Below are 26,999 nucleotides of genomic sequence, written 5' to 3' on the forward strand. Positions count from 1 at the left end.
TGTGCAGCTGTAGCTGTACTTAGAGTATTAACGGAATACGGATAGGTGAATTGAAAAGAGTTTGCCCCCTCTTTATTACGAATATCCCTTCCGTATTTTCAGCACTCCCGGTTTATTTTTGAAAAACGAACATTAGTTTCGGTGCTTCTGCAGCTGCCACCATAGCCTTAGCTGCTGATCAATTTTTATGAGCAAAATATTTTTATAAAACAGGACAGCTATTGTTGGCTGGCAAACATTGTCGGGAAGAAACCGCTCTTATTAAGATAAATATTTATGAGAAAACCAGTTTTACTACTCTGTTCTTTTTTCCTGCTGCTGATTTTCCTGGCACAGGCAGGTGGCCGTAGCGAATTGTTGTCGGATGCAGCCGACAAAGTTTACAAACGCTTAGCTGCTGCGGCCTCACCTGGTGCCGGCGCCGCTGTTTCCATTGCACGAAACGAAGAAGACAACGCTGCGATGACCTTGCCTGGCGGCGCTGCCGGAGCCAACAGTAATGTCACCATCCCGCCGCTTAACATCACATCGCTGCCCGTTACCATCGAAGCCTGGTTTAAGCCGGAGGGAACCCAGAACGACTACGCCAGCATCTGGTTTACCCGCAGCCCTTCTACCTCCAACGCTGCCACCTCTACCCTGAGCGGCTTCTACATCAGGCCCAACCTGCCATCGGGCGGAGCAAACGAATTGCGCTCCAACTGGGACGGGCAGGGCGGCCTGACCGAAACAGGCCTGCGGGTGGTGAACAACGAATGGAACCATGTGGCAATGGTAGTTACCGCTACAGGACGCACCCTTTACCTGAATGGCAAGGCCTTTGAATATTCCGGTACGCATCCGGTGGAGCCCTTCGAAGCACCTTCGCACCTGGGCTGGGACAACGTCTTGCCCGGACGTACCTTCAGAGGCCAGCTTGACGAGGTACGCTACTGGACAAAGGCGAGAACAGCGGAAGAAATCAACAGCACGAAGTTTACTTCGCTGACCGGCAACGAAGAAGGCCTGAAAGGCTACTGGCGCTTCGACGACAACAACACCGCACACGCAACAGACTATTCCGGCAACGGTTTCCACGGCACCATAAACGGCGGTACCTATTCCGCTTCGGGTGTGTTTGCCCCGATGGCTTTCCTGAGCGCAGATGGCATGCAGCCTACTGCCAGCATACAATCCGGTTCAGCGGATAACCCGGTGTTCCGTCTCGAAATAAATACCCAAAACTACGCTGAACCACTCACGCTAAGCTCCATCGATATCAATGCTACCGGCACCACCTCGCTGGCAGACATCCGCGATGTGCACGTGTACTATACGGGCAGCAACGGAAGCTTCAGCGCTGCCGATAAAATTGGTAGCCTGGGCGCCTCGCCATCCGGGCAGGAATTTGCCGTTACCACCAGCAAGGTATTAACAGGCGGTACCAATTACATCTGGATTGCTTACGATGTGGCCAGAGGCGCTGCCAACGGCAACGTGCTCGATGCAGCTGTGCCCGGTTTTACCCTGACAGGGGCCAATACCAGCAGGCATGAACCTGCCACCACTGCCACAGCAGGCCAGCTCGTGGTGAACAATACCCTGTTTGTGGACCACACCAAGCTTTCTGCTGATGTTGTAACCACCTCTGCAGCCACGCCCTCCGGCGGTGCTAACTTTGTGTCGTTTCAGCAGGATGCCATTACCACTTACAATGGCTACCAATACGTGTCGTACTGGAAAAACACCTTTCAGGTAGCAATTGCCCGTAAAAAGCTGCCGGTAGGGGCGTGGGAGGAGGTCGTATTTACCGACCACACCGTCAACGCTGCCCGGGTGGCCGATAATCACTACAGCATTTCGATTGGAATTGCCCATACCGACGGCACCATTCACATTGCCTTTGATATGCACGATGATAACCTGCGTTACCGTAAATCGGTGCCGGGCCTGGCGAACAACCCGGAAAGCATTCCCTGGACGGCCGCCTCTTTTGGTCCGAAGCAGGACCACCTGATACCCGGTTCAGTGCTGACGCTGGTAACGTACCCACGCTTTGTAACAAAACCAGACGGCAACCTGTTGTTTGAGACACGCCTCGGTGGCAGCGGCGGCGGCGACTCCTACCTGTGGGAGTACTCCGGCAGCACCGGCAACTGGACCTACATAGGCGAATACATCGATGGGCGCTCGCTTAGCCCGACGCAGAATGCCTACATCAACGGCATCCACTACGACCCGAACGGACGGCTGCATGTGTCGTGGGTATGGCGCGAAACCCCTGACCCGCAAACGAACCACGATGTATATTACGGCTATTCCGACGACCATGGCCGCACCTGGAAAAACGCCGCCGGTACTACGGTGGCGCAGGTAAATACCAACCCTATGACGTTAAGTACGCCCGGTCTGCTGGTGAAGGCGATCGGTAAAAACCGCGGCCTGATTAACCAGGAGTCGCAGGCCGTGGACAGCCAGGGCAGAATACACATCCTGCAGTCGTTCATGCTCGACAGCGAACCCAACTCCACCAACTTCTGGAACGGACGGGGCAAAGCCTACCTGCACCACATTTACCAGGACGAGAACGGCGTGTGGCAGAGCGATAACATCGGCGCCGTTTCCGCCAACAGGAGCGAGATTGCCGTGGACGAAAACGACAACGTGTATGTGGTGACCGCGAACCACATGGTTTATTTTGCCACGGCAGCCGATAAATGGAGAACCTGGACCGGGCTCGACCTGTCCGGAAGCTCCATGGCTATCAGCGAGCCCCTGATAGACAAAGCCATGTTGCTGAACGAGAGTGTGCTGTCGTTTGTATTCGCACATAACAACGGCGAAGTGCGCGTGCCATATTACCTGCTCGAGAAGTCGAAGCCGGGAACTGGTACCGGCCTGCAGATAGCCATCTACAGCGACACCCGCTTTTCCGAGCCCGTAGCACAGCGGCTAGGTGCGTTGGATATCACCTCGGCAGGCAGTACCGTAGCAGGCGACAGCCTGAGCATGCGCTTTGCAGGTGAGGTAGAAACAAAGTACGCCGAAGCCTACACCTTATACCTGACCACCACCGGCAAGAGCAGGGTGTGGGTGAACGAAGAGCTGGTGCTGCAGACAGGCAACATTACCGCAGCAACCGAATATGCCATCCCGCTGGATTTGGTGCCGTCGCATAAATACCGCATCGTAGTGGCAGGCGCTTACGCCAAAGACAATGTGCAGACGAAGCTGGAATGGTCGAGTGAGCAGCAGGCCCGGGAACTGGTGCCGCTGACAGCCCAATACGGTTCGCTGCAGGACGAGCTCAGGACGCTGGCTCCGGCAAGCCTGACAGCCGAGTTGCTTACTCCTTCCAAAGTCAGGCTGAACTGGACTGCCGGTACCAACGCCACTGCTTATAACCTGAAAAGAGCCTCGGGTGCTGCAGGGCCGTTTGAAACAATTGCCGCCAACACGAACCAGCGTACCTTCCTGGATACCGGCCTGGCGCCGAATACTACTTATTACTATGTTGTATCTTCTTTGAGTTTAACTGGTGAAAGTGCCAACTCCACCGTGCTGGAAGTGACGACCGAGGAGTTGCTTGTTCCGACAGCCGTTCAGAATCCGCGTATCGCTTCCGGCGACGGTAAGGTAACTTTAACCTGGGACTTCATGCAGGAGGCGAAGTATGATGTGCTGCGGGCAGACACCGAGAGCGGTCCTTACACCACCATTGCCACCGACCTGGAGGCGCTGCGCTACGAAGATGCCGGCAGGGAGAACAACAGCACTTACTACTACAAAATAGTGGCCCATAATGTCACCGGGCGCGGTCCTGAAACAACGGTGCTGGTTGGTACGCCCCAGCAGGGGCAGCACCTGAACCTGGGCTTTGCTGAGGCATCGGGTACCGTGGCAGCTGATACCTGGGGAGCCTATCATGCTTTGCTTCAGGCTACTGCTACCCGGGCAGAGGGTAAGGTAGGTCAGGCAGTAAAGCTGGATGGATCGGCTACGTCTTATGTGTCGCTACCGGAAGGGGTGGTAACCAGCCTGACTGACTTCACCGTTTCCACCTGGGTTAAAATGGATGCACTTGCCAACTGGATGCGTGTGTTCGACTTTGGCACCGGAACTTCTAAGTACCTGTTCCTGACGGTTCAGGCAGGTATGACCAATGGGCAGTCCAATGTGCGCTATGCCATCAAGAACGGCGGGTCTGAGCAAGTGGTAACTTTCCCCTACGCCTTCCCGCTGAATACATGGGTACACCTGGCGGTGACACAATCGGGCAACACGGCCAGTTTGTATATCAATGGCGCCCAGGTTGCTTCAAATTCAGCCGTGACCATTAAGCCGGCTGATTTAGGCATCACCACCCAGAACTACATCGGCAAAGCCCAATACCCTGACCCGCTGTTGAGAGGTACGGTAGATGAGTTCAGGATATATAACTACGCGCTGAGTACGCAAAGCATTACAGACCTGGCCAACAGCAACCCGCTCTCTGCGCAGAAAGAGTGGGCTTCCGGCCTGCTGGTTTATCCGAACCCGGCTTCTTCGGTAATCTACATCGACGGGCTCGAAGCCAAGACTTATCAATACCAGGTGTACAACCTGCTCGGTAGTGTAGTGGCGCAGGGCAGGGTAGAACAAGGGAAGATCAGGCTGCCCGAGAAATTGTCAACAGGAAATTACATCCTGCAGCTGACAACAAACCAGACGACAGTCCTGCGAAAGCAGGTGCTAATTCAGAAGTAATAATATAAGGAGCAGAGGGAATGGAGGCTGCCGCAGCAATGTGGCAGCCTCCATTTTGTTTTAGGAATCTTCGGTTCGATCATGGAGCAAGGTAGATGCAAAGCCTGTGAGAGAAAAATTTTGAGTATTAGAATAATCAGAATCAACATGCAATAAATCGATTATTAAGGGGATAGTTGTAGGACGGAATGCATCAATGGATATCTTGATTAACGGTAATAACTCCGAGGAAGTAAAAGTCTGTTGAAATGGTGGTTGTCAATTGTAGTGGTAAGGTTTCAATACCATCCTGAGCCAGTGAATCTGTTTCTGCTGCCGAAAAAAAGTTTTGATTAACTAAACTTTTAGTTGAAAAACTAAGTATTTAGTTATATCTTTAGTTTATACATTATCCAGCGCAGCTTCTATGAAAGAACTAACGAAAGCAGAAGAGGAGGTGATGCAAATCCTCTGGCACATCCGGAAAGGATTTGTGAAGGATATCATCGAACACTTTACGGAACCCAAACCGGCCTACAACACCGTCTCCACCATCGTGCGCATCCTCGAAAAGAAAGGATTCGTTGCCTACACGGCATATGGTAAATCGCATGAATATTACCCGCTCATTGCCCGCGATAACTACAAGAGCTTCTTCCTGAAGAACTTTATGAGCGGCTACTTCGGGGGCTCCTTCGGAAAACTGGTTTCTTTTTTTGCCAAAGATAACAACCTGAATGTACAGGAGCTTGACCAACTGATGCAGCAAGTAAAAGGGGAACTTAACCAGGACAACGACGATGGCGAGCCAACTGATAAACCATAGCCTGCAGTCCAGCCTGTGCCTGCTGCTCTTTTACCTGTTTTACTGGTTACTGCTGCGTAAGCAGCCTTCGCTGGTCTTTAACAGGCTGTACCTCTTGCTGGCGCCGCTTGCGGCTGTAGCCCTTCCCTTTGTTGACTGGGATTTTTCTACTGCACCACTCACCACACTCTCTCCTGCCATACAGGCTTTCCAGTTACCGGAGGTTGTCATCACCGCAAATGCACCAGCCGAAGCGGGCAAAGCTGTTTTTATCACGTCTACAGGATTTTCCGAATACCTCATCGCCATTTATTGTATCGTAACCGTTGTGCTTGCAGCACGATTTTGCTGGCAGCTCTTACTCATCCGATACTTAGCCATAGATGCGGATGCCTTGCCCGGCAGTACAGCGCAGGTGAAGCTACTGGCGGTGGAAGAATCGCAACCTACCTTTGCTTTTCTGAATTACATTTTCCTGAACTACCCGCCGCACCTGACGGAGGCGGAACGGCAGCAGGTGCTCGACCACGAGCTGGCGCATGTGCAGCTGCGGCATACGCTGGATGTGCTCTACTACGAGCTGCTCGTGTTACTCTTCTGGTTCAACCCCGCTATCTGGTTGCTGCGCGCCCGTCTGCTGGACGTGCACGAGTACCAGGCCGACGCCCGTGTCCTTCAAAAGCACCATCCGCAGCACTACAGCTCCCTGCTGGCAAAGTACACCCTCTATGCGAATGGTGTTTCTATCAGTAGTAATTTCAGCAGGCACCAGGTGTTCAGGCGCCTGCACATGCTAAAGCTGGTTGGCCGAAAAGGAAGTTTGTGGCGGCAGGTAATGCTGCTTCCGGTGCTCTGCCTGATGGCCTTCTTTTTTGCAGTCCGGCAGGCAGCTGCCGACCAGGTCGGGGCACTGGCTGCCATGCCATTTGCTGCAACTGCTACTAATCCGGACGGAAACCTGGACTTACAGATTACATGGGCAAACGCCCCAGTCGAAGTCCCGGTAATGAGCATTACCTGGAATAACAGTGAAGCAACAGAAGAGAAGCCTGCGCCTGTTCGGCCAGCTTCGGCTGCCAGCCCGGCACAGTCCGTGCAGGCGCAGCCACCGCAAAAGAAACCTGTAGCAGCGCCACCCGCTGTTGTGCCTGACAAGGTAGAACAGGTTGTGCAAGCGGAACAGGAAGAGCGGCCCTACACCTTTGTCGAGCAGATGCCGAGCTTTAGCGGTGGGCAACAGGCTATGTTTCAGTTTATTGCCGAAAATATAAAGTACCCGGAGGAGGCGGTACAGGCAGGAATACAGGGGCAGGTTTTTGTCTCATTTGTGATCTGGCAGGATGGGAGCATTGGCGATGTGAAGTTGCTGCGTGGCCTCGGTGCCGGTACCGACGAAGAGGCTGTAAGAGTAGTAAATGCGATGGCGGGGAAATGGGAGCCTGGCCGCCAGGATGGTCGCGTGGTGCCTGTGCGGTATAACCTTCCAATCAGATTTAAGCTAAACTAACAGGAAAGACCTAACCACCCGGAATCTTATTTCATCCCTGAAAACTTCAGCAAAAAACTGAAGCAGGACTTGTATTGCCTTAAAATCATGTTTTAAACCAAAAATCAAGCAAATGAAAGCACTTACAACATGCACAAAAATGGCTGCAGCGTTACTAATCGCGCTGGCGCAACTGCCTGCAATCGAAACGGTAGCTCAAACAGCCGCGCGGTCTGATTCTAAAACTGTGGCCCTAGTAGGGCAGAAGCCCCGCTTTTCGGGCGGCGAACAGGCGCTGTATAAGTTTATCAAAGAAAATCTCCGACACCCGGACCCGGAATATACTCCAGTGGTGCAGGTTACTTTCAGCGTCGGTACCGACGGCAGTGTGCAGGATGTGCAGGCGGTAAAGGGCGTGCCGGAGGAGTTTGCAAAAGAAGCTGTCCGGGTGGTAAAGCTGATGGATAAGATGTGGGAGCCGGGCAAACAGGGCGACAAGCCCGTGGTGATGAAACAGCATGTATCCATCTATTTTGAGAATGAGAAGAAGCGGACTGCTGCCATTACCAATAGCGCAACACCCGGCACCGCAGCAGGCAGTCTGAAAAATACCGTCGCCCAGGGAGAGGAAAAGCCTTACACGTTTGCAGAAAAAATGCCTTCGTTTAAAGGTGGCGAACATGAAATGTTCAAATACCTTGCAAGGGAGATGAAGTATCCGCAGGAAGCCATTCAAAAAGGAGCAGAAGGACAGGTGTTTGTCAGTTTTATAGTTGGTAAGGACGGTAGCCTGCGTGATATAAAAATTCTGCGTGGCCTCGGTGCCGGTACCGACGAAGAGGCTATTCGGGTTATCCAGTCGATGCAGGGAAAATGGGAGCCGGGTATGCAGAACGGAAAGCCGGTGCCGGTGCGTTACAACCTGCCCATTAAGTTCAGCCTGAACAAAGGTGCCGCTCCGGCCACTACTGTCTTTCCTCCTGTAAAGCCCGCAGATAAACTTCCGGTTGTTGCCAACCAGCATCCACATTACAAACAAGGCGAAGCCTCCCTACACCAGGCGCTGGCGCTACAGTTGAAACTGCCTGAGCACGTGAGCCCGGAGCACCTGTATGCCAACCTGGTGCTCAAGTTTGTGGTGGAGAAAGACGGCAGCATTTCAGATGTCCGGCTGGAACAGACAAAGGTGCAGAAAACAATTGTGCCGGGTTCGGAATTCGAGTACATGGATGGCAACAAGATTGGCCTGCTAAACAAAGCCGTGCTGGCGCAATTGGCAGAGGCTGCTACCACAGCCCTGAAAAGCACCAGCGGCAATTGGGAGTCTGGTACCCGAAATGGCACCAAGAGCAAAATGGAAATAGAGCTGCCCGTTGCGTACCGGGGAAGCCTGCAGCCTGTAGTTGGCAGTACGAGTGCACCGGCCACAGAGCAGGCGGAACGCAAGCTGCTCAAAAACAACCCGGCCTATACAGGAGAAAAGAAGGAGATGCTGCGGTTCATTTCGCAAAATATCCGGTACCCGGAAGGCGCTCCTGACAAAGGGGTGGTGAAAGTCAGGATTACGCTTAACGCCGCGAAAGAACTTGTTCACTATCATCTTTTACCTTCTAATGTGCCTGCTTTCGACGAAGAGGTGGCGCGGATGATGGAGCTTGTGAAAGGGAGCCGTTTCACAGACCCGGACAAGTACGATTTACTTATTGGGATACTTACCTTCAGTTTCCAGACAAAGGAAGCAGCTGCCACCGGAACAGCTCTTGAGCCCGCGGATATTTATGTGGTGAGGCAAAAGTAAGCCAATATAAGAACGTCTTAAATCAGAAGGCTGTCCTGTGAAGCAAATCATCGGGACAGCCTTTTGCTATTCAGGGTCTTCCCGAAGTAATGGGAGCAGGTGTTCCTGTGCAGTGGTTGTGGTGGCAGGTGCTGTAAAGCTTTTTAAGCATAAAAGCACTTTCCGAGGCAGCAGTCAGCAGCAACACCGTGCGTGTGGCCATTATACGTAAGCCTATTTTAATCAAATGGCCCTCCTAATTACTGATTTACCACCCCTTCCTGCAGCTGAAATGTGTTAACTTTGCCTAACAAGTGTTCAGTAGTAGCCTGGCCGGCAACTTACAGGACACTGCCGGATAGTTGGATAAAGTGTTTATTTTACATTTGATTGTAGCTCTTCGGCCAGATGCCTGGAGCGGGAGTTTTAAAAATTTGATACCATATGTTTCTCAGAAAAGAAAAAGTGAAAAAGTACATTAGCGTTTGCCTGGTCCTGGGCCTGTTTACCACTGGTTGCTCGGCTGTCAGAACCGACAGTTCCGGTAAGCAAGATACTACGACAGCAGGCGTGTCAGAACAAAAGTACACCGCCTACCTCTTCACCTACTTCACCGGCAACCGCAAATACGAGGAAGCTATCCGCTTTGCCCTGAGCACCGACGGCTACAATTACCGCGCCCTCAACAGCAACCAGCCGGTGATCAAATCCGAAGCCATCAGCGAAACCGGGGGCGTGCGCGACCCGCACATCCTGCGTGGCGCCGACGGCAAAACCTTTTATATGGTGGTAACCGACATGGTGTCGGCCAACGGCTGGAGCTCGAACAGGGCCATGGTGCTGCTCAAGTCCACGGACCTGGTTAACTGGACTTCCAGCGTAGTCAACATTCAGAAGCGCTTCCCGGGCAATGAGAACCTGCTGCGGGTGTGGGCGCCGCAGACCATTTATGATCCGGAGGCCAAGAAGTACATGGTCTACTTTTCGATGAAGCACGGCAATGATCCGGATAAAATCTACTATGCCTACGCCAACAAAGATTTCACCGACCTGGAGTCGGAGCCGAAACAGCTTTTCTTCAGCCCGACCAACAACGCCGCCATCGACGGCGACATCATCCTGAAAGACGGCAAATACCACCTCTTTTTTAAAACCGAAGACGCCGGTTCCGGTCTGAAAGTAGCCGTGTCTGATAAGCTGACGGAGGGGTACGAACTACGCGATAAGTTTGTGCAGCAGACCAAAGATCCCGTGGAAGGCTCGGGCGTGTTCAAGCTCAACAACGGCGAAGGCTACATCCTGATGTACGATTTGTACACCAAAGGCAGGTACCAGTTCACCAAAACAAAAGACCTGGAAAACTTCGAAGTGGTGGACGACGCCATCAGCATGAACTTCCATCCGCGCCACGGCACCGTGCTGCCCATTACCACGCAGGAAGCAGAACGCTTGATGAGCAAATGGGGCACGGTAGACGAAGCTACCTTTGCACCGCAGGCAGAAGCTATCAAGAAAATAAATGTGGTGGTGGATACGGCCGAAAAGAAAGTGTACCTGCCTGTAAAGCCGGGTACGGATTTAAAGAAGCTCAACCCGGAGTTCAGCCCGCAGCAGGGGGTAACGATTTCGCCTAATGGCGCACAGAACTTTGCCGCCGGTCCGGTAGCCTATACCGTAACCATAAAAGGAAAAGCCCCTCAGGCCTACCAGGTAATTGCCAAAGAAGATCACAACGCCATCCTCGGCGGCCTGTATGCCGACCCCGATATCATCTATTCCGAAAAAACGGGTAAGTTCTACATCTACCCCACCAGCGACGGCTTTACCGGCTGGTCGGGTACCTATTTCAAAGCCTTTTCGTCGCCTGATCTGGTAAACTGGAAAGACGAAGGCGTGATACTGGACCTGAAAAAAGACGTGAGCTGGGCCGACCGCAACGCCTGGGCCCCCTGCATCATCGAAAAGAAGGTGAATGGCCAGTATAAATACTTCTACTACTTTACGGCAGCGCAGAAAATAGGCGTGGCCGTAGCCGACAATCCGGCGGGTCCTTTTGTGGATTCCGGCAAACCGCTGATTGATAAATTCCCGGAAGGCGTAACCCGCGGGCAGCAGATTGACCCGGACGTGTTCACCGACCCCAAAACAGGCAAAAGCTACCTCTACTGGGGCAATGGCTACATGGCTGTGGCGGAACTGAACGCCGACATGGTATCGCTCAAGCCGGGCACGACCAAAATACTCACGCCGGTGCGCTCCTACAACGAAGGCACGCATGTGTTCTACCGCAACGGCAAGTACTACTTTACCTGGTCCGAAAATGACACCCGCGACGAAAACTACCAGGTACGCTACGGCACTGCCGACTCGCCAACCGGTAAAATAAATGTGCCGGAAAACAACCTGGTTATTGTAAAAGACAAGGCAGCGGGCATCCTGGGCACCGGGCACCACTCCACCATCCAGCTGCCGGGCACGGATGAATGGTACATTGTGTATCACCGCTTCAACTACCCCAAAGGCGCCACCATGGGCAGCGCTGCCGGCTACAACCGCGAGGTGAGCATCGACAAACTGGAGTTCAACGCCGATGGCAGCATCCGGCAGACGAAGCCGACGCATGAGGGAGTGCAGGCCGTTCGCCTGGCCCAGTAGTAACAACCGGGTAACAAAATAATTGCTCCAGGTTGCCCTTGTGCCGCAGCAGGCAGGGCAACCTGAAGCAATTATTTTGTTTTTGAGGTGCAGTGGCTGTGGTGGCAGCTGCAGAAAAGTATTTCAACGCATTTAACCTGCTACAAACGACGACACAACTTCCCGGGAAAGCTTCATCGATAGGTACGATCAACACACACATTCTTTAAAATCAGGAGGATAGGTAAAAGGGACACGGTATGATGAAAACGAAATATACAGGACCGGGAGTTGGTGGGCGTTATGAGGCGTTAAACCGGTGAATTGAAATCAAAAAGCTTATAGCAACATAAATTTAACATGAAAAGAAGCATCGTATTCGTTTTAGCTTTTCTTTATTGCGGATTCTCAGCAAATGCACAGTCAAAAGTTTCTGTTTCGAAAGAAAGTAAAAAAGATTTCCATGATTGGGCAAAAACACCTCCGCTGGGATGGAACAGCTGGGATATTTTTGGAACTGCGATAACTGAAAAGCAGGCACGGGAGCAAGCCGATGCCATGAAAAAACACCTCCTGCCGTCGGGCTACGACGTCTTCACTGTGGATATCCAGTGGTACCAGCCAACGGCCAAAAACCATTTTTATGATGCAGATGCCATCTATAGCCTGAGCATGGATGCGTATGGGCGCCTGACCCCTGCCGTTAATCGCTTTCCGTCTGCTGCAGACGGAAAGGGCTTTAAGCCTTTAGCAGACTATGTGCACAGCCTGGGGCTGCGCTTCGGCATCCATATCATGCGCGGCATTCCCAAGCAGGCGGTTAAGGAGAATACGCCGGTGCTGGGGACGGATGTCCGGGCGCAGGATATTGCCCTAACCAATTCCGTCTGCTCCTGGAACCCGGATATGTACGGCGTTGATGCTACCAAGCCCGAAGGCCAGGCTTACTATGACTCGATCATCAAACTCTACGCCTCCTGGGGGGTAGACTATATCAAGTGCGACGACATTTCGCGGCCTTACGACGCGGTGCAGCAAGCCGAGATCGAGGCCCTGCGCAAAGCCATCGACAAAAGCGGCCGTAAGATCGTGCTGAGCCTTTCGCCGGGAGCGACACCTTTAAGCAAGGGGCCCCACGTGATGGAGCACGCCAACCTCTGGCGCATAACCGACGACTTCTGGGACAGGTGGGGGCTGCTGTTTGCCATGTTTGAGCGTACCCATGCCTGGGAGCCCTACCGTGGACCCGGACACTGGCCGGATGCGGATATGCTGCCGATCGGTTTTATCGATTTTGGTCGTCCGACCAAGTTCACCAGGGATGAGCATTATACACTGATGAGCTTGTGGAGCATTGCCCGCTCGCCCCTTATTTTCGGGGGCGACATGACCAAACTCGACGACTTTACGAAAAACATGCTGACCAATCCGGAAATGCTGCAGGTGAACCAGAACAGTACGAACAACCGTCAGGTTTCGCGCGACAAGAACCTGATTGTGTGGGCCGCCGATGTGCCTGGCAGCAAAGACAAGTATGTGGCGCTGTTCAACGCCCAGAGCAAAGGCGACAACCTGGACTTTGCCAATGCCGACTACGCCAGCCCGGTTATTGCGGGAAAGTGGAAATCGCAGGAGATCAAGGTGTCGGTGAAGGACGGAAAGCGCCTGGTGCTGTTTGTAAAAGATGGCGGCAACGGGATCAGGTTTGACCGTGGCGTCTGGGTTGATCCGGTGCTTCATGGCCCGAACGGCGACCTGAAACTGACCGACCTGAAATGGTCCTATGCCTCAGCCGGCTACGGCGAAACACGTGTAAACCGGACCTGCGACAACGATCCGCTGATGGTGGAGGGGAAGGAAGTAACCGGCATCGGCACCCATGCCGAGTCGATCATTATCTACGATCTGCCAAAGGGCTATGATACCTTCACTACCAGGGGTGTTGTGAGCGACAATGGTTCTGTGGTATTCGGTGTTCTGGTGGATAAAGGCGAGCAGAATACGTCCGATACCAGCATGGTCAGTGTTAACTTAAAGGATCTCGGTATCAACGGCAAGGTAAAGGTCCGTGACCTGTGGGGCCACAAGGACCTGGGCCAGTACACCAAATCGTTCGGGCAGGAGCTGCCGCTGCATGGCGCCGGCATGTACCGCCTGACACCGGTTAAGTAAGAAGTTTACCGGTACTGCCATATTGCAGGTTTACTCCTGCACCGTTCTCAGGTTAGAAGGGACGCAGCACGGAATTGTGTAAAATTGAATTGATTTGTACAGAAGCAGCGCATCCGGTTGGGTGTGCTGCTTTTTTATTTCAGCCACACAGGAGCAGCGGCAATGGTGACTGCTGCAGCAGAACTGAAAATAGCTGGTAAGGGAAGCAGGGCCTGTACTACCAGGACTGCCAGGCCAGTATTTCCCCCATCCTCCGAAGTTCGTCGGGATCTTTACATTTCCAACGTGCAACTTTGCATTGCTGTACCTGCCACCAAAGCCACTGCTGTCTGAAAAAACACTTATCGGGCTGGTTTCGAGCTAAAACGGATTATCCCCCCTTCAATTATTACTCTGCCTCCCTTCTTTAAAGGCAGATAACTTTAGTTTTGCCTAACTAACATTTAGTAGTGGCCTGGTTTCACGTTTTTTCAATTATATAAATTATAGCTTATGCATAGACATTTATTATTTATTCTTGCGCTGCTTTGCTTTTGCAGCTTAGATGTTGCGGCTCAGGCACCCAATTTACCCACAAAAGGAACGTTGGGGACGGGGCTGCTTTCTGAAGAATCATTTTCGAGTGCCACTGCAGTAGATACTGTTGTAAAAAAGTATCCGATAGCAGATGAATATACCCTGGAGGTAGTGGCAAAGGTAAATTCCGCCACAGGGCGCGGCCTCGATATGGAATCCCGCAATTCCAAAGCCAAAGGTTTCCGGTTGTCGCTCGATGCTGCTGCGCTGAAATGGACCGCACCGCTTACGGCAGGCAGCACGTTGTCGGGTGTGCCGGCAGGTGAAAATCAAACCATCCGTGTTGCTGTAAAAAACAACCAGGCGCACATTTACCAGAACGGTACTTACCTGCATTCGCAACCAATCTCCTCTATTAAAGATATCGTGGGCGGCGTGGAAACAAACACCACAACCGGCACAGGCGAGCCAGGCCCGAACCTGGTAGCTGGCTGGGCTGGAGTAGCGCCCGATAATACCGGCCGCCCCAGCGATTATGGCTGGGCAATGAATCCTGCCAACACCACCCTGTTCAACACCGCCAACTCCGGCAGCGGCGTGCGCTATATCGATATAAACGAGTCCACCAACCGCCACACCCTAAACGGCGAAACCTACGTTGGCCGCATCATGTTTATTCGCTGGGACGGGAGCTCGATTAGCAATTCTTCCTACAGCTACCCCGTTACCCTCGAGGCTAACACGACCTATGACTTCTCATTACTGCATGCCTACTGGTCCAACTCCACAGGCGGCCGAAACATGACGGTAGGTATCGGGAAGACCACTGCCGCCGCCGACAGGTTTGCCACCCAGACCTTAAGCACTACCGGAACAGCCACCTTAAAACGAGACAGCTTTATCTTTACCTCGCAGGAGGCAGGTACCTATTACCTTACCTTTACCGGCGACTGGGGCCTCTTCTCCATTGCAGCATTATCCCTTAACAAAATAGATGTTGCACCCCGCTTCATCTTCGGCAAGAACTATCCTGACGGAGCTGTCGACATGGAAATTGCTTCCGTAACCTACGAGGAAGGCGCCTATGCACCTGCAGAAGTGGTTACAGGGCCAAAGCAGGACCTGACAGTTAGTGGAGCCGTTGTCAATTACCCGACCACCTTCAACACCAACTTTGTTGTGAACGGGAAAACGGAACTGCACTTTACCGCCGAAACTACCCCTTTTGTCAATTCTTCTGTTGAACTGAATTCAGACGATGCCTGGCTCTATTTCGATAATATCAAACCATCGGCGGTAATAGCTAACTGGCTGCGCCACGTGAAAGTGAACGGTGCTACTGCCGTAAGAAATACCAATGTGCGCACGGCCATCTACAAAAACGGTACGGTGGTTATTCCGAACGGCAACCTGACTAATAACGAGGCGCTGGAGGTGTTCACGCAGCCGAGCCTGGGTGGCGACTCCCGAAAGCTGGCCATCGAAACCTACCACAACAACCTGGGCGAGTTCGACAACACCATAAAATCCTTCAAATTGCGCAAAGGCTACATGGCCACACTTGCCAGCAATGCCGATGGATCGGGTTTCAGCCGCGTGTTTATCGCCAACGAAGACGACCTTGTCGTGAACACCATGCCGGAGGGACTGGATGGTACCGTTTCGTTCATCCGCGTGTTCCGCTGGGACTGGGTGAGCAAGAAAGGAAAAGCCGGCTGGGATCCTGGAAAAATAAATGCAACCTGGTATTACGACTGGAACATTAGCGGAGGCTCAAACCCTGATTACGATTATGTCATCATCCGGCAACATGGCGGCTGGCCGTCCTGGGATGCCATTAACAGTAAACAAAATGTAAACCACCTGCTGGGGCATAACGAGCCCGACCGTCCGGACCAGGCCAATATGTCGGTAGACGCGGTGCTGGCTCAATGGCCGGAGATGATGAAATCTGGTCTGCGCATTGGTTCGCCTGCTCCGTCTGACCCCTACAACGGCTGGTTACCGGCTTTTCTTCAAAAGGCTGAAGCGCTGAACTACCGTGTCGACTTTGCAGCCATTCACTGCTACTGGGGAGGCATGAGCCCGAGGCAGTGGTACGACCGCTTGCTGCAAGTATACAACATGGTGGGTAAACGCCCGCTGTGGATAACGGAGTGGAACAACGGCGCCAACTGGACAACCGAGTCCTGGCCAACTGATAAGGATGCCCAGTTCGAGAAGCAGCTCAACGACCTGAAGGGGATTCTGCAGGTGCTGGATACGGCCTCTTTTGTGGAACGCTATGCCATCTACGATTGGGTGCAGGAAAAAAGGGCTTTGGTGCTGGCTGACACGCTCACACCTGCCGGTAAATACTACGCCGCCAACAAGTCCAACTTTGCCTTCAGCCGCAAGCGCGCGTACACCCACACCTGGGAACTGGTGGCTCCAACCCTGGCAAGCGCGATCAACCCTGGCGATGTGACGAAGGTAACACTTTCCTGGAGGGATTTGAACGGGGAACTGGGTTCTAAATATATTGTGGAAAGGAAGATAGACGGAACAGAAACTGAATTTCAGCCTATCGGGGAAATTACGGAATACGTTGCCGGTGGCACTGTGACCTTTGTAGATGATGTTTATGATCGGGCCACCTACCGCGTGAAGACATTGAGCTACGACGAAGAGGAATTTAAATACTCCGCTACGCTGGATGTGGTGCGCGATGCTGCTGCTACGCCTCCTGCAAGCCTGACAGGCCTTGTGGTTTCTGCCAAAATACTCAGGTTAAACTGGAACGCCGGTACCAACGCCCGCTCCTATAACCTGAAAAGAGCTTTAAGTCCGGAGGGACCATTCGAAACGATTGTACCGGCTACCACCCAGCTTACGTTCCTGGATGAGAATCTGGAGCCAAACACTACGTATTACTACACGGTAACCTCCTTGAACACAGCAGGAGAGAGTGAAAACGCCACTATACTCGAACTGCGCACAAACGAACTGTTGGCGCCTACTGCCGTGCAAAGTCCACGCATCGCATCCGGCGATGCAAAAGTTACGCTGACCTGGGAATTCCAGTACGATGTAACCTACGACATCCTGCGGTCTGAATCGGTTAATGGTACCTACGAACCGATTGCTACCAACGTAAATGCGCTGCGTTACGAAGACAGCAACCGGGAAAATGGCAGGACCTACTATTACAAAATAGTAGCGCAGAATGCAGCCGGAAGAAGCCCCGAAACGCAGGTAATGACTGCGATGCCGGAAGAAGGCCAGCATCTGTACATGAACTTTAACGAAACCGAAGGTGTGGCGGCAGATGTGTGGGGTGGTTACCATGGTACATTGTCTGCCGGAGCCCGTCGCGAGGCTCGCCAGGAAGGACAGGCGCTGAAACTTGACGGTACTGCAAATTCATTTGTTTCGTTGCCTGCAGGAGTGGTTAGCAGCCTGAATGATATTACGGTAGCTGCCTGGGTAAAAATGGATGCGCTGTCTAACTGGATGCGTGTGTTCGACTTTGGCACCGGAACTTCAACCTACATGTTCCTGACCGTGCAGGCAGGTACATCAGGCGGGAATCCGGTTGTGCGCTATACCAACAGAAGAGGTGGTGCAGAAGCAGAAAAACAACTGAGCTATGCCTACAACTTCCCGCTGAACACCTGGACGCATATTGCAGTTGCCCAATCCGGCAACACGGCCAGGATGTATATAAACGGTGCACTGGTAGCTACCAATACTGACTTCAGTAACAAGCCGTCTGAACTTGGCATCACCACTCAGAATTACATCGGTAAGTCGCAGTACAACGACCCGTTACTAAGAGGATCGGTAGATGAGTTCAGAATTTACAACTATGCGCTCAGCGAAGCGAGCATCAGCAGCCTGGCCAGCAGCCAGCCGCTTTCATCCGGAAAAGATATTGCTTCGAACGTGCTGGTTTATCCGAACCCGGCTTCTTCGGTGATCAACATTTCCGGGCTTGATGCTAAAGCGTACCAGTACAAAGTGTACAATTTGGTGGGTAGCAAAGTAGCAGAAGGTACGGTACAGCAGGGGCAGGTCCTGTTGCCTGCTGCTATAGCCAACGGGAATTACATCCTGCAGCTAACCGACAACGAGAAAAACGACATCCGGAAGCACATTGTTATCCAGAAGTAATTGAATAGTTTATTAGCAGAGAGGCTGTTGCAGTAATGCGGCAGCCTCCTCTGCTTTATTTACAATTCACGATTGCGATGTGTGGCAGGTGTTTCTGGCAAAGAGGAGATTGGGCTTCTAAAGATTTGGCCCCTCTTTTTTACTGCTTTACCTCCCTTCGTACCTTTCTTTTCTTCTGATCTTTGTTTAATACATAACAAACATTAGCTAGCGGATTTAGGTCAACAAGACAAGATCAGTGAACCTCATTATTTCTCTATGAAAAGTTTTTACTTACTAGTTAGCATCTGCCTGGCTTGCTGGGGCTGTGTTTTTAACGTACAGGCACGAACAATTAGCCCGTATTTTCCGGCAGGTACAACAGGGCACAGCTCCTCGTTAACCGGAACCAGCCAAAACGTTTTTGCAGACCTTGTTCGCACACCCGAAACGCTTGCAGCTGCTGAAGACGGTGATGATGCAGACATGACGCAGCATATCGTCAATCCGGGTTTTGAAAGCTCCTTTACAGGCTGGACCAACAGCGGCATGGCAACCCAGACCAATACCTCTTTTGGTACTTTCAAGCAGGGCAATACTTATGTGGAAAAATGGGTGAGTGCGCCTCCGCTGCCCAATGTCAGCATTACCCAGACAGTTACCGGGTTGCCTAACGGAAATTACACACTGCGGGTAGCAGCACACAACATCCTGCAAAACCCGTTTTCGGGGAAGACCGGTGCTTTTGTTTTTGCCAATAACGCCCAAACGGAAGTTGGGGAAAGAAACGAATATGCAGTTGATTTCCTGGTAGTGGATGGCACGGCTGTCATCGGGTTTAAGACCGAAGGCTCGCAGGGCAACTGGGTAGCTGTCGATAATTTCAGGCTGCAGTACAAGGGGTTTGATGCTGAGGTATTTAAAGCCACCTTGCAGGCCTTAACAGATGCTGCCAATGCCCTGTTGAGCAACAAAATGCAGAACCCGGTTCGTGCAAGCCTGGTTAACGCCATCGATGCGGCAGAACAGGCGCTTGGTAATCCAAACAGCGGAAGTGAACTGGCTGACATGGTCGCGCAACTGCAAAGCGCGATAGCCGAAACGAATGCCTCTGTTGCCGTTTACAACAACCTGCAAGCGGCTGTTGACAACGCTATGGCGGTTTATGGAGACGGAAGCGGTAACCAGGCAGTTGTTCTTTTGGCGGTTATCCAGGAGAACCAAACCCTGGCCGATAACCTGGATGCCACGCTCGAAGAACTGAACAACGGCCTTGCCGAGGTGAACGCGGCAGTATTTGCGTTCCGGCTGGCAAATGCTACCGATGCAGCACCTGTAGTAACCACCAATACCAATTTTGCACGCGGCGCAACCATGGCTTTCGGGCGCAGCACTATTTCTGTTCCGGTAGCCGACCTGTTGGAGCACGGCTTCTGCTGGAGTACAGATTCCGAGCCTACCATCTTCGACAATAGAACCACGAAGTATTTTACCAAAAACGGGTTTATCTACCATATCGAGAATCTGCAGCCTGCTACGGTGTATTACATGCGGGCTTACGCTATCTCCAAATCATATGCGGTCGGCTACGGCGACGTGCTCAAGGTTATTACCATTCCGCGAGGTACGGTTACCTACCAGCTAAATTCCAGCGTAACGAACAGCGGCGAGCACTACCCGCGCATAGCTGCTGCTATGGAATCGGCTGTTAAGTATTTCAACGACCTGACCAGTATGCAAGGGCATCATTTGTCTGTTAATTACAATGCCGGTACACCTACTGCCGAAGCAAGTTATGGCGGTTACATGCAGTTTGGCGCAAATGCTAGTTACCAGCGTACCGGAACGGCCCTTCATGAAATGGGGCATACGATAGGTGTTGGCCAGCACAGCATGTGGTATGGTCCTAACTCGCCGCTTAGAGCTACCGGTTCAGGCGGCGCCTGGTTGGGCGAACGCGCCAACAAAGTGGTGCAGTTTTTAGAGAATAACCCTTCGGAAACCATGCGGGGCGATGGCACACACATGTGGCCCTATGGTATAAACGGAGCGCACGAGGATACCGGCAGCGAGTTGCTGTATATTGGCAATGCGCTGGTACACCAGGCACTCGGCGAAGATGGTTTGCCCCCGACCCGTGGATTTGCCACCCCGGCGTATACCTTCCAGCATACCGAAGGAGCGAAGTATTACATCAAAACCGAAGACCAGGCAGGCGGAAATACATTCCTGGCAGAGAACGCAACCGGACAACTTCAAAACAAGTCGCTTAGCCCTGCCGAAGCCTTAGCGGACGAAAGTGCCGCCTGGTATTTCAGTTTCGACGCGTCAAGCGGTTATTACCAGATTCGCAACGCGGCCAGCGGCAGGTACTTTACCTACCAGGCCGGCGGCGTAAACGGCATTACACTTACCGCTGTTGCGGCACCTGCCCAATCCCAGGCTTTCCAGTTGATGGGCGCGCGTTATACCACACAAATTGGAGAAGGCGCCTCGGTGTTTCCTGTGAAAGCATATTGGATCGTGCGTCCGCAGGCAACTTTAACGCCGCCTGTACTTGGGGCAAATGCCAATGGCTCCACCAGTGCAATCTCGTTAGACTTTAGAGATGCTGCCACTACACAACGCTGGTTGCTCCTGTCTGCAGATGACGTCAATTCATTCGACCAGTTACTCAACAGGATGCCGACCGGTGTAGAAAACCCACGTGTTGCCTCCGGCGATGCTAAAGTTACCCTGACCTGGGATTTTATGTACGGCATGAAGTACGATATACTGCGTGCTGATTCCGAAAACGGTACTTATACCACCATCGCGACAAATATCGACGCCGTGCGCTATGTAGATGCCAACAGGGAAAACAACAGCACCTATTTCTATAAAATTGTAGCCCATAACAATGCAGGGCGAAGCCCGGAAACGTCCGCTCTGGCGGGTACCCCTAAGCAAGGGCAGCACCTCTACCTGAGCTTCAGCGAAACAACTGGCACCGTGGCAGAAGATATATGGGGCGGTTACCATGGCTCACTTGCTACAGCTGCCAGTCGTGAGGCCGGTAAGGAAGGGCAGGGGCTCAAACTAACCGGAGCGGCGGATTCCTTTGTATCGTTGCCTGCAGGTGTCGTGAACGGTTTAACCAACTTTTCCATCTCCACCTGGGTTAAAATGGACGGCCTTGCCGATTGGATGCGTGTATTTGACTTCGGCAGCGGCACCAGTCAGTACATGTTCCTGACCGTACAGGCAGGCGTGACCGGTACACAGTCGAATGTGCGCTATGCCATTAAAAACGGCGGCGCTGAACAACTGCTTTCCTTCCCTTATAACTTTCCGCTGAATGCCTGGACGCACCTGGTTGTTACCCAATCCGGCAGCACTGTTAAACTGTACATCAACGGTACCTTGGTTGCCACCAACACAGCCGTTACGATCAGGCCAACTGATTTGGGAGCTACCACGCAGAACTACATAGGCAAAGCGCAGTACCCCGACCCGCTGCTGCGAGGTTCTGTAGATGAGTTCAGGATTTATAACTATGCGCTCAGCGAAGCGAGCATCAGCAGCCTGGCCAGCGGTCAGCCGCTTTCATCCGGAAAAGATATTTCTACGAACGTGCTGGTTTTTCCGAACCCGGCTGCTACGGTGATCAACATTTCCGGGCTTGATGCTAAAGCGTACCAGTACAAAGTGTACAACCTGGTGGGTAGCAAAGTAGCAGAAGGTACGGTACAGCAGGGGCAGGTCCTGTTGCCTGCTGGCATAGCCAACGGGAATTACATCCTGCAACTAACCGACAACGAGAAAACCGATATCCGGAAGCATCTTGTTATCCGGAAGTAAGCGGCATCAGCTATGGCTGGAAGTAGCGCATTCTTATGGAGTGCGCTATTTTTTTTGACATCCTGAAAACGTAAAATCTTTTGTAGCTGCTGCCATAGCCTGTGCCTGAGGTGCCTGTTTTGTTTTGCTGCACCAGCCACCACAGCCTTTGCTGCTCCCCTGCTTGAAAACTGCCATCCAGCCGAACAGAGGCTCGTGCTACAAACTTGTACAGGTTCTGTTACACAACGCTAAAGCCCCTTGTATCACGAATTCCGCCGTTGATAGTACGAAAATCCCCACCTTTAATAAGTAATATCCCCCCTTTGTCTCAGAAAACGTCCTGTTATTTTTGTAATGGAACGTACCGGAACAGCTTTGTTGGTTTGTAGTTCTTTTGAAAGCTAATGTTAGTTAGAAAGCCTGCCGGAACTGAATTGGGTGTGGATCTGCTTTAAAAGCAAGCGGTATGTAGAAATCTAGAATACTTAAAATACAGTGCGTATGTTGAACGAAATAGTATCCAAATTTAAAGAACTGTACGAGCAGGAGCCGATAGTAGTGCGTGCTCCCGGAAGAGTGAACCTGATAGGCGAACACACCGACTACAATAACGGCTTTGTACTGCCTGCTGCCATTAACAAGGAAATTTATTTTGCCATAGCCCCGAACCGGCTGCACGTCTGCCGGGTGCATGCTTATAACGAAAATCAGACCGATGCCTTTTTCCTGAAGCAACGCATCAGCCGCTCCAGCAGGAGTTGGGAAAACTACATCAAGGGTGTGGTGGCGCAGTTCCTGAAAGCAGGTCACGAAATAGAAGGTTTTGACCTGGTGTTTGGCGGCAATGTACCTATCGGAGCCGGTTTGTCTTCTTCGGCTGCAGTGGAGTGTGGCCTGGCCTTTGCCCTTAACCACATTTTTGAATTGGGTGTGGAGAAATTTGAGCTGGTGAAGATGGCGCAGAAGGCCGAGCACGAGTATGCAGGCGTGAAGTGCGGCATCATGGACCAGTTTGCCAGCATGTTCGGCGAAGCAGGCCACGTAGTCAAACTCGACTGCCGTTCCCTCGACTACCGGCACTTCAGTGCCGACCTCGAAGACTACCGCATCGTGCTCTGCGACACGCAGGTGAAGCACTCGCTGGCCTCGTCGGAATACAACACGCGCCGCCAGGAATGCGAAGCCGGTGTAGTCATCCTGCAAAAGTACTACCCGCAGGTAAAAAGCCTGCGCGACGTGACGCTACAGATGCTGGAGCAGCACAAACACGAGTTTGAGCCGGTTATCCACAAACGTTGCCTGTACGTGGTAAGCGAAAACAACCGGGTGGAAGAAGCCTGCCATAACCTGGAGCAGGGCGACCTGCAGGCCTTCGGCGAAAAAATGTACCTTTCCCATGCTGGCCTGCAGCACGACTACGAAGTGAGTTGCCCGGAACTGGATTTCCTGGTGGACCAGACCCGCAATGATGACAGTGTGCTGGGCGCCCGCATGATGGGCGGCGGCTTTGGTGGCTGCACCATCAATATCGTAAAGCTCGATGAGCTGGAGAATTTTTCCCGGAGAATAGAAGCTGCCTATGAGCAGCAGTTCGGCAGAAAGCCGCAATTGTATGTGGCACAGCTGGTGGACGGCTGCAGCCTGGTTGATAAAAACCAACTTTTTACCTATTCAGAAGAAGCGGTTGCTGAACAAACCGCCCTGTGTTAAGTGTGCGTTCATTTGATTTAGCAGAACACCCGCACCGCCGTTACAACCAATTGTCGGGTGAGTGGGTGCTGGTATCGCCGCACCGGGCCGGGCGCCCCTGGCAGGGACAGCAGGAAGATGTGCAGCAAGAGGCGTGTCCGGAGTACGATCCTACGTGCTACCTGTGCCCCACCAACACCAGAGCTGGCACCTGCACATGAACTTCTACCCGCCGCTGCTGCGCTCGGCATCAGGAAAGAAATTTATGGTAGGCTACCAAATGCTGGGCGACCCGCAGCGCGACATCACCCCCGAAACCAGCGCCGGTCGTTTAAGAAGCCTAGTGTAAAAAACTGGAGCAGAGGCTGTGGTGGCAGGTGCTGTGAATTGTATTGAGGCGAAAACAAGCGTTTTTAATTTAACGGGAGATTTAAAAGAAGCAAATGAAGCATAAACTGGTAGCTTTCCTGGTAGCGGTCTTCGTCGTGTGGGCTGTACGGGCACAGGCACAACCGCGTGTTCCTGTGCTAGCTAATACGGCAGCCGCTACCGGAACATTTGTTATCCAGAATCCCGATTACGAACGTAGCCCCCATACCGGCATGACACGGCAACACTGGAAAGATGCTGCTAAGTACCTGCTGGAGGGCGCCTTCAGCTATGTAAATAAGCTGGACGACCCTATGTCGTTTCCGAAGCAGCCGGGCCGGAGCTACGGGCCAAACAATACCGAACGGCTGGAGAGCCTCTGCCGCACCCTGTTTATGGCAGCTCCCCTGCTCAAAGAAGAGCCCGACCTGCAACTCAACGGCATCCGGGTAGGCGATTACTACCGGCACCAGCTCGTTAAACTGATTACCCCCGGCAGCAGTACCTACATCGCCCCCCGCACCGGGGGCTATAACCAGACGCTGGTAGAATTCGGCGGACTGGCGGTGTCGCTTTTCTTTATTCCCGAGATACTGTGGCAGCCGCTCACGCAGGCCCAGAAGGATGCACTGGCGGCCACCATGATCAGCTACGGCGACGGTACCACCGTCGACTCCAACTGGAAGTTCTTCAACATATTCATTCTTAGCTTTTTTAAAGAGCAGGGCTATGCGGTAAACGAGGCCCGGCTGGTGGATTACCTGCAGAAGTCGCTGGGGCATTACCGGGGCGATGGCTGGTACAACGACAACCCCGCCTACGACTACTACAGCAAATGGGCCTTCCAGATGTACGGGCCGCTGTGGGCGGAATTCTTCGGAAAGAAACATTACCCGGAGCTGGCTACACGGTTCCTGGAGAACTTCCGTCCCGTGAAAGACAATTACCCCTACATGTTCAGCAGGAAAGGCGAAATGATTATGTGGGGGCGCAGCATTGCCTACCGTTTTGCCGCCGTTGTTCCTTTCCCGCTGATGGGGCTAAATCCTGAAACCGGCACCAACTACGGCTGGATGCGCCGCATTGCTTCCGGTTCCCTGCTCCAGTTCCTGCAAAACCCCAACTTTGTAGCCGTCGACCGCATTCCGACCATTGGCTGGTTTGGCGCTTTTGAGCCGGCGGTGCAGACCTACAGCTGCCGGGGCAGCGTGTTCTGGATGGGCAAAGCCTTCCTGGGCCTGTGGGTGCCGGAAGACAACCCCTTCTGGACAGAAACCGAAAACGAAGGTGCTTGGGAAGCAGAACTGGCTGCGGGCGAGGTATACAACAAATTCCACGAGGGCTCAGACATTCTTGTTACCGACTATCCGGGCATAGGCGCCTCTGAGATTAGAGCCTGGAGCCACCGAAGGGCAGCCGATGACTGGCAGCATTCCCTTTCTACCGAAAACTACAACCGCCTGGCCTACAACAGCGCCTTCCCCTGGCAGGCCGATGCCGCCGGCACGGTAGCCATGAATTATGTTATCCGGAATGCAGCTAACCAGTGGGAGCCAGGCCGGCTGTACACGTTCCGGAAGTTTGAAGACGGTATTTACTACCGTGATGTGGTGCTGGAATCGAACAGGCTGGTACAGCTCAACCTGGCCGACATTCCGCTACCCAACGGCATCCTGCGCATCGACCGGAATGTGAGCCTGGTACCAACGCAGGTAAGGCTGGGGCACTATGCCCTGCCGCAGAAGTCGGGAACCATCACCAAAGAAACCAGAACCGTGAAGGGCCACGAGGTGCAGCTCATCGACAACGGCGAATACCAGCTGGCGATGGTAGCACTACGCGGCTGGGACCGTATGGAAACCATCGAGAGCACTGGCCTGAACCCCGTGAGCAACCGCAGTGCCGTGATAAATGTGTCCGGTAGCGTATCTCCTGTTGCAGGAGAACCCGTGGTGTATGCCACCCTCATGCTCTGGAAGAAATCCGGTGAAACCTGGACCGACGACGAACTGGTGCCGGTAGAGCAAATCAGCCAGACCGGTAGCGGTATTACCGTTACGTTTGCCGGTGGCAGTACCAAAACCGTAAACCTGGCATATTTTACCATGTCGGTGCCGCCTCTTACAGAAGGTGTATATAAGATAACAGCCCGCCACAGCGGCAAGGCACTGCAGGTAAGCGGTGGCGCTTCCGAAAACGGCGCTGCGGTGCAGCAGTGGGAGTATAGCGGCACCGACAACCAGAAGTGGCAGGTAGAGCAGGTGGATGGCAGCCTGTACAAACTGACAAACCTGCAAAGCTACAAAGTGCTGGACCTGCGCCTCTCTTCCACAGCCGACGGCGCCCTGCTGCAGCAATGGGACTGGACAAACGGGGCCAACCAGAAGTGGAATATCGAAGACACCGCAGATGGCTTCATGCGCATACTCTCGCAGCACAGCGGCAAAAGTGTGGATGTGCAGAAGTCGTCTACCGACAACGGCGCTACGGTTCATCAGTGGGCGTACTGGGGTGGCAACAACCAGCAGTGGAAGTTCGAACGCGTGTCGGGTGTAACAGGCGCCGCTAAAGATGAAGCGGGTATGGCAGGCACAGTGCTGGCAGTTTATCCTAACCCTGCTGCAGAACGTGCTTTCGCCTGTTTTAAAGTGCAGCAAACAGGTAAGGTGCTTGTAGAACTTTTCCACGTGAACGGCCAGTTAAAGCGGAAGCCGTACAGCGGCACTGCGATTGCCGGTGAAGAGTTTGTAATACCCGTTGATACAAGGGGGCTGCAGCCGGGAATTTATGTGCTGCGCCTGACCAGTGCAGGAGGTAGCAGGAATGTGAAGCTGGTGGTACGGTAAATATTCTTAACTTTAACGGAATACAAAAAACTGTTGCCAGCTTTTGGA

At 52.8% G+C, this 26,999-nt stretch carries 12 protein-coding genes; all 12 read left to right on the forward strand.

The genetic code is table 11. The annotated features are described in order from the left end of the window. The first annotated feature begins 276 nt into the window (after nt 1-276). The 12 genes from DCW36_RS19540 to DCW36_RS19595 all read left to right on the forward strand — a co-directional run bounded on the left by DCW36_RS19540 (nt 277) and on the right by DCW36_RS19595 (nt 26,951). Nucleotides 277-4,725, forward strand: coding sequence for a BNR-4 repeat-containing protein (locus DCW36_RS19540; RefSeq protein WP_114778437.1), 4,449 nt, complete (start codon nt 277-279; stop codon nt 4,723-4,725). A gap of 406 nt (nt 4,726-5,131) precedes the next feature. Beyond that, nucleotides 5,132-5,530 carry a BlaI/MecI/CopY family transcriptional regulator gene (locus tag DCW36_RS19545; protein WP_114778438.1) on the forward strand — a complete coding sequence of 133 codons (399 nt, stop codon included), beginning with the start codon at nt 5,132-5,134 and terminating at the stop codon, nt 5,528-5,530. Further along, the gene (locus DCW36_RS19550) at nt 5,505-7,016 is read left to right on the forward strand and encodes a TonB family protein (RefSeq protein WP_114778439.1); all 1,512 of its coding nucleotides are present in this window, start codon (nt 5,505-5,507) and stop codon (nt 7,014-7,016) included. The genes DCW36_RS19545 and DCW36_RS19550 overlap by 26 nt, the downstream gene beginning before the upstream one ends. Before the next feature lie 139 nt (nt 7,017-7,155). After that, nucleotides 7,156-8,793, forward strand: coding sequence for an energy transducer TonB (locus DCW36_RS19555; protein WP_164891193.1), 1,638 nt, complete (start codon nt 7,156-7,158; stop codon nt 8,791-8,793). A 423-nt stretch (nt 8,794-9,216) separates the two neighbouring features. Beyond that, nucleotides 9,217-11,427 carry a family 43 glycosylhydrolase gene (locus DCW36_RS19560; protein ID WP_114778441.1) on the forward strand — a complete coding sequence of 737 codons (2,211 nt, stop codon included), beginning with the start codon at nt 9,217-9,219 and terminating at the stop codon, nt 11,425-11,427. A gap of 339 nt (nt 11,428-11,766) precedes the next feature. Beyond that, nucleotides 11,767-13,578 (forward strand): NPCBM/NEW2 domain-containing protein, encoded by a 1,812-nt coding sequence (locus DCW36_RS19565; protein ID WP_114778442.1) that lies wholly within the window; start codon nt 11,767-11,769, stop codon nt 13,576-13,578. A 492-nt stretch (nt 13,579-14,070) separates the two neighbouring features. Beyond that, nucleotides 14,071-18,246, forward strand: a complete 4,176-nt coding sequence (locus DCW36_RS19570; RefSeq protein WP_114778443.1) for a LamG-like jellyroll fold domain-containing protein — start codon at nt 14,071-14,073, stop codon at nt 18,244-18,246. Between the two features lie 258 nt (nt 18,247-18,504). Further along, nucleotides 18,505-22,065, forward strand: coding sequence for a LamG-like jellyroll fold domain-containing protein (locus DCW36_RS19575; protein ID WP_114778444.1), 3,561 nt, complete (start codon nt 18,505-18,507; stop codon nt 22,063-22,065). A 483-nt stretch (nt 22,066-22,548) separates the two neighbouring features. After that, nucleotides 22,549-23,757: a galactokinase gene (locus DCW36_RS19580; protein WP_114778445.1), complete on the forward strand. Its 1,209-nt coding sequence runs from the start codon at nt 22,549-22,551 to the stop codon at nt 23,755-23,757. A gap of 2 nt (nt 23,758-23,759) precedes the next feature. Beyond that, nucleotides 23,760-23,957, forward strand: a complete 198-nt coding sequence (locus DCW36_RS19585) for a hypothetical protein (RefSeq protein WP_114778446.1) — start codon at nt 23,760-23,762, stop codon at nt 23,955-23,957. Further along, the gene (locus DCW36_RS19590) at nt 23,954-24,085 is read left to right on the forward strand and encodes a hypothetical protein (RefSeq protein ID WP_114778447.1); all 132 of its coding nucleotides are present in this window, start codon (nt 23,954-23,956) and stop codon (nt 24,083-24,085) included. The genes DCW36_RS19585 and DCW36_RS19590 overlap by 4 nt, the downstream gene beginning before the upstream one ends. A gap of 94 nt (nt 24,086-24,179) precedes the next feature. Then, nucleotides 24,180-26,951 (forward strand): DUF2264 domain-containing protein, encoded by a 2,772-nt coding sequence (locus DCW36_RS19595; protein ID WP_114778448.1) that lies wholly within the window; start codon nt 24,180-24,182, stop codon nt 26,949-26,951. Nucleotides 26,952-26,999: the final 48 nt, after the last annotated feature.

It is taken from the genome of Botryobacter ruber (assembly GCF_003347595.2).
GTDB classification, from domain to species: domain Bacteria; phylum Bacteroidota; class Bacteroidia; order Cytophagales; family Hymenobacteraceae; genus Pontibacter; species Pontibacter ruber_A.

What these genes read in the sequence shown, in the direction of transcription:
- DCW36_RS19540 (WP_114778437.1), top strand. Translation starts at nt 277, where the DNA reads ATGAGAAAACCAGTTTTACTACTCTGTTCTTTTTTCCTGCTGCTGATT.
- DCW36_RS19545 (WP_114778438.1), top strand. Translation starts at nt 5,132, where the DNA reads ATGAAAGAACTAACGAAAGCAGAAGAGGAGGTGATGCAAATCCTCTGG.
- DCW36_RS19550 (WP_114778439.1), top strand. Translation starts at nt 5,505, where the DNA reads ATGGCGAGCCAACTGATAAACCATAGCCTGCAGTCCAGCCTGTGCCTG.
- DCW36_RS19555 (WP_164891193.1), top strand. Translation starts at nt 7,156, where the DNA reads ATGGCTGCAGCGTTACTAATCGCGCTGGCGCAACTGCCTGCAATCGAA.
- DCW36_RS19560 (WP_114778441.1), top strand. Translation starts at nt 9,217, where the DNA reads ATGTTTCTCAGAAAAGAAAAAGTGAAAAAGTACATTAGCGTTTGCCTG.
- DCW36_RS19565 (WP_114778442.1), top strand. Translation starts at nt 11,767, where the DNA reads ATGAAAAGAAGCATCGTATTCGTTTTAGCTTTTCTTTATTGCGGATTC.
- DCW36_RS19570 (WP_114778443.1), top strand. Translation starts at nt 14,071, where the DNA reads ATGCATAGACATTTATTATTTATTCTTGCGCTGCTTTGCTTTTGCAGC.
- DCW36_RS19575 (WP_114778444.1), top strand. Translation starts at nt 18,505, where the DNA reads ATGAAAAGTTTTTACTTACTAGTTAGCATCTGCCTGGCTTGCTGGGGC.
- DCW36_RS19580 (WP_114778445.1), top strand. Translation starts at nt 22,549, where the DNA reads ATGTTGAACGAAATAGTATCCAAATTTAAAGAACTGTACGAGCAGGAG.
- DCW36_RS19590 (WP_114778447.1), top strand. Translation starts at nt 23,954, where the DNA reads ATGAACTTCTACCCGCCGCTGCTGCGCTCGGCATCAGGAAAGAAATTT.
- DCW36_RS19595 (WP_114778448.1), top strand. Translation starts at nt 24,180, where the DNA reads ATGAAGCATAAACTGGTAGCTTTCCTGGTAGCGGTCTTCGTCGTGTGG.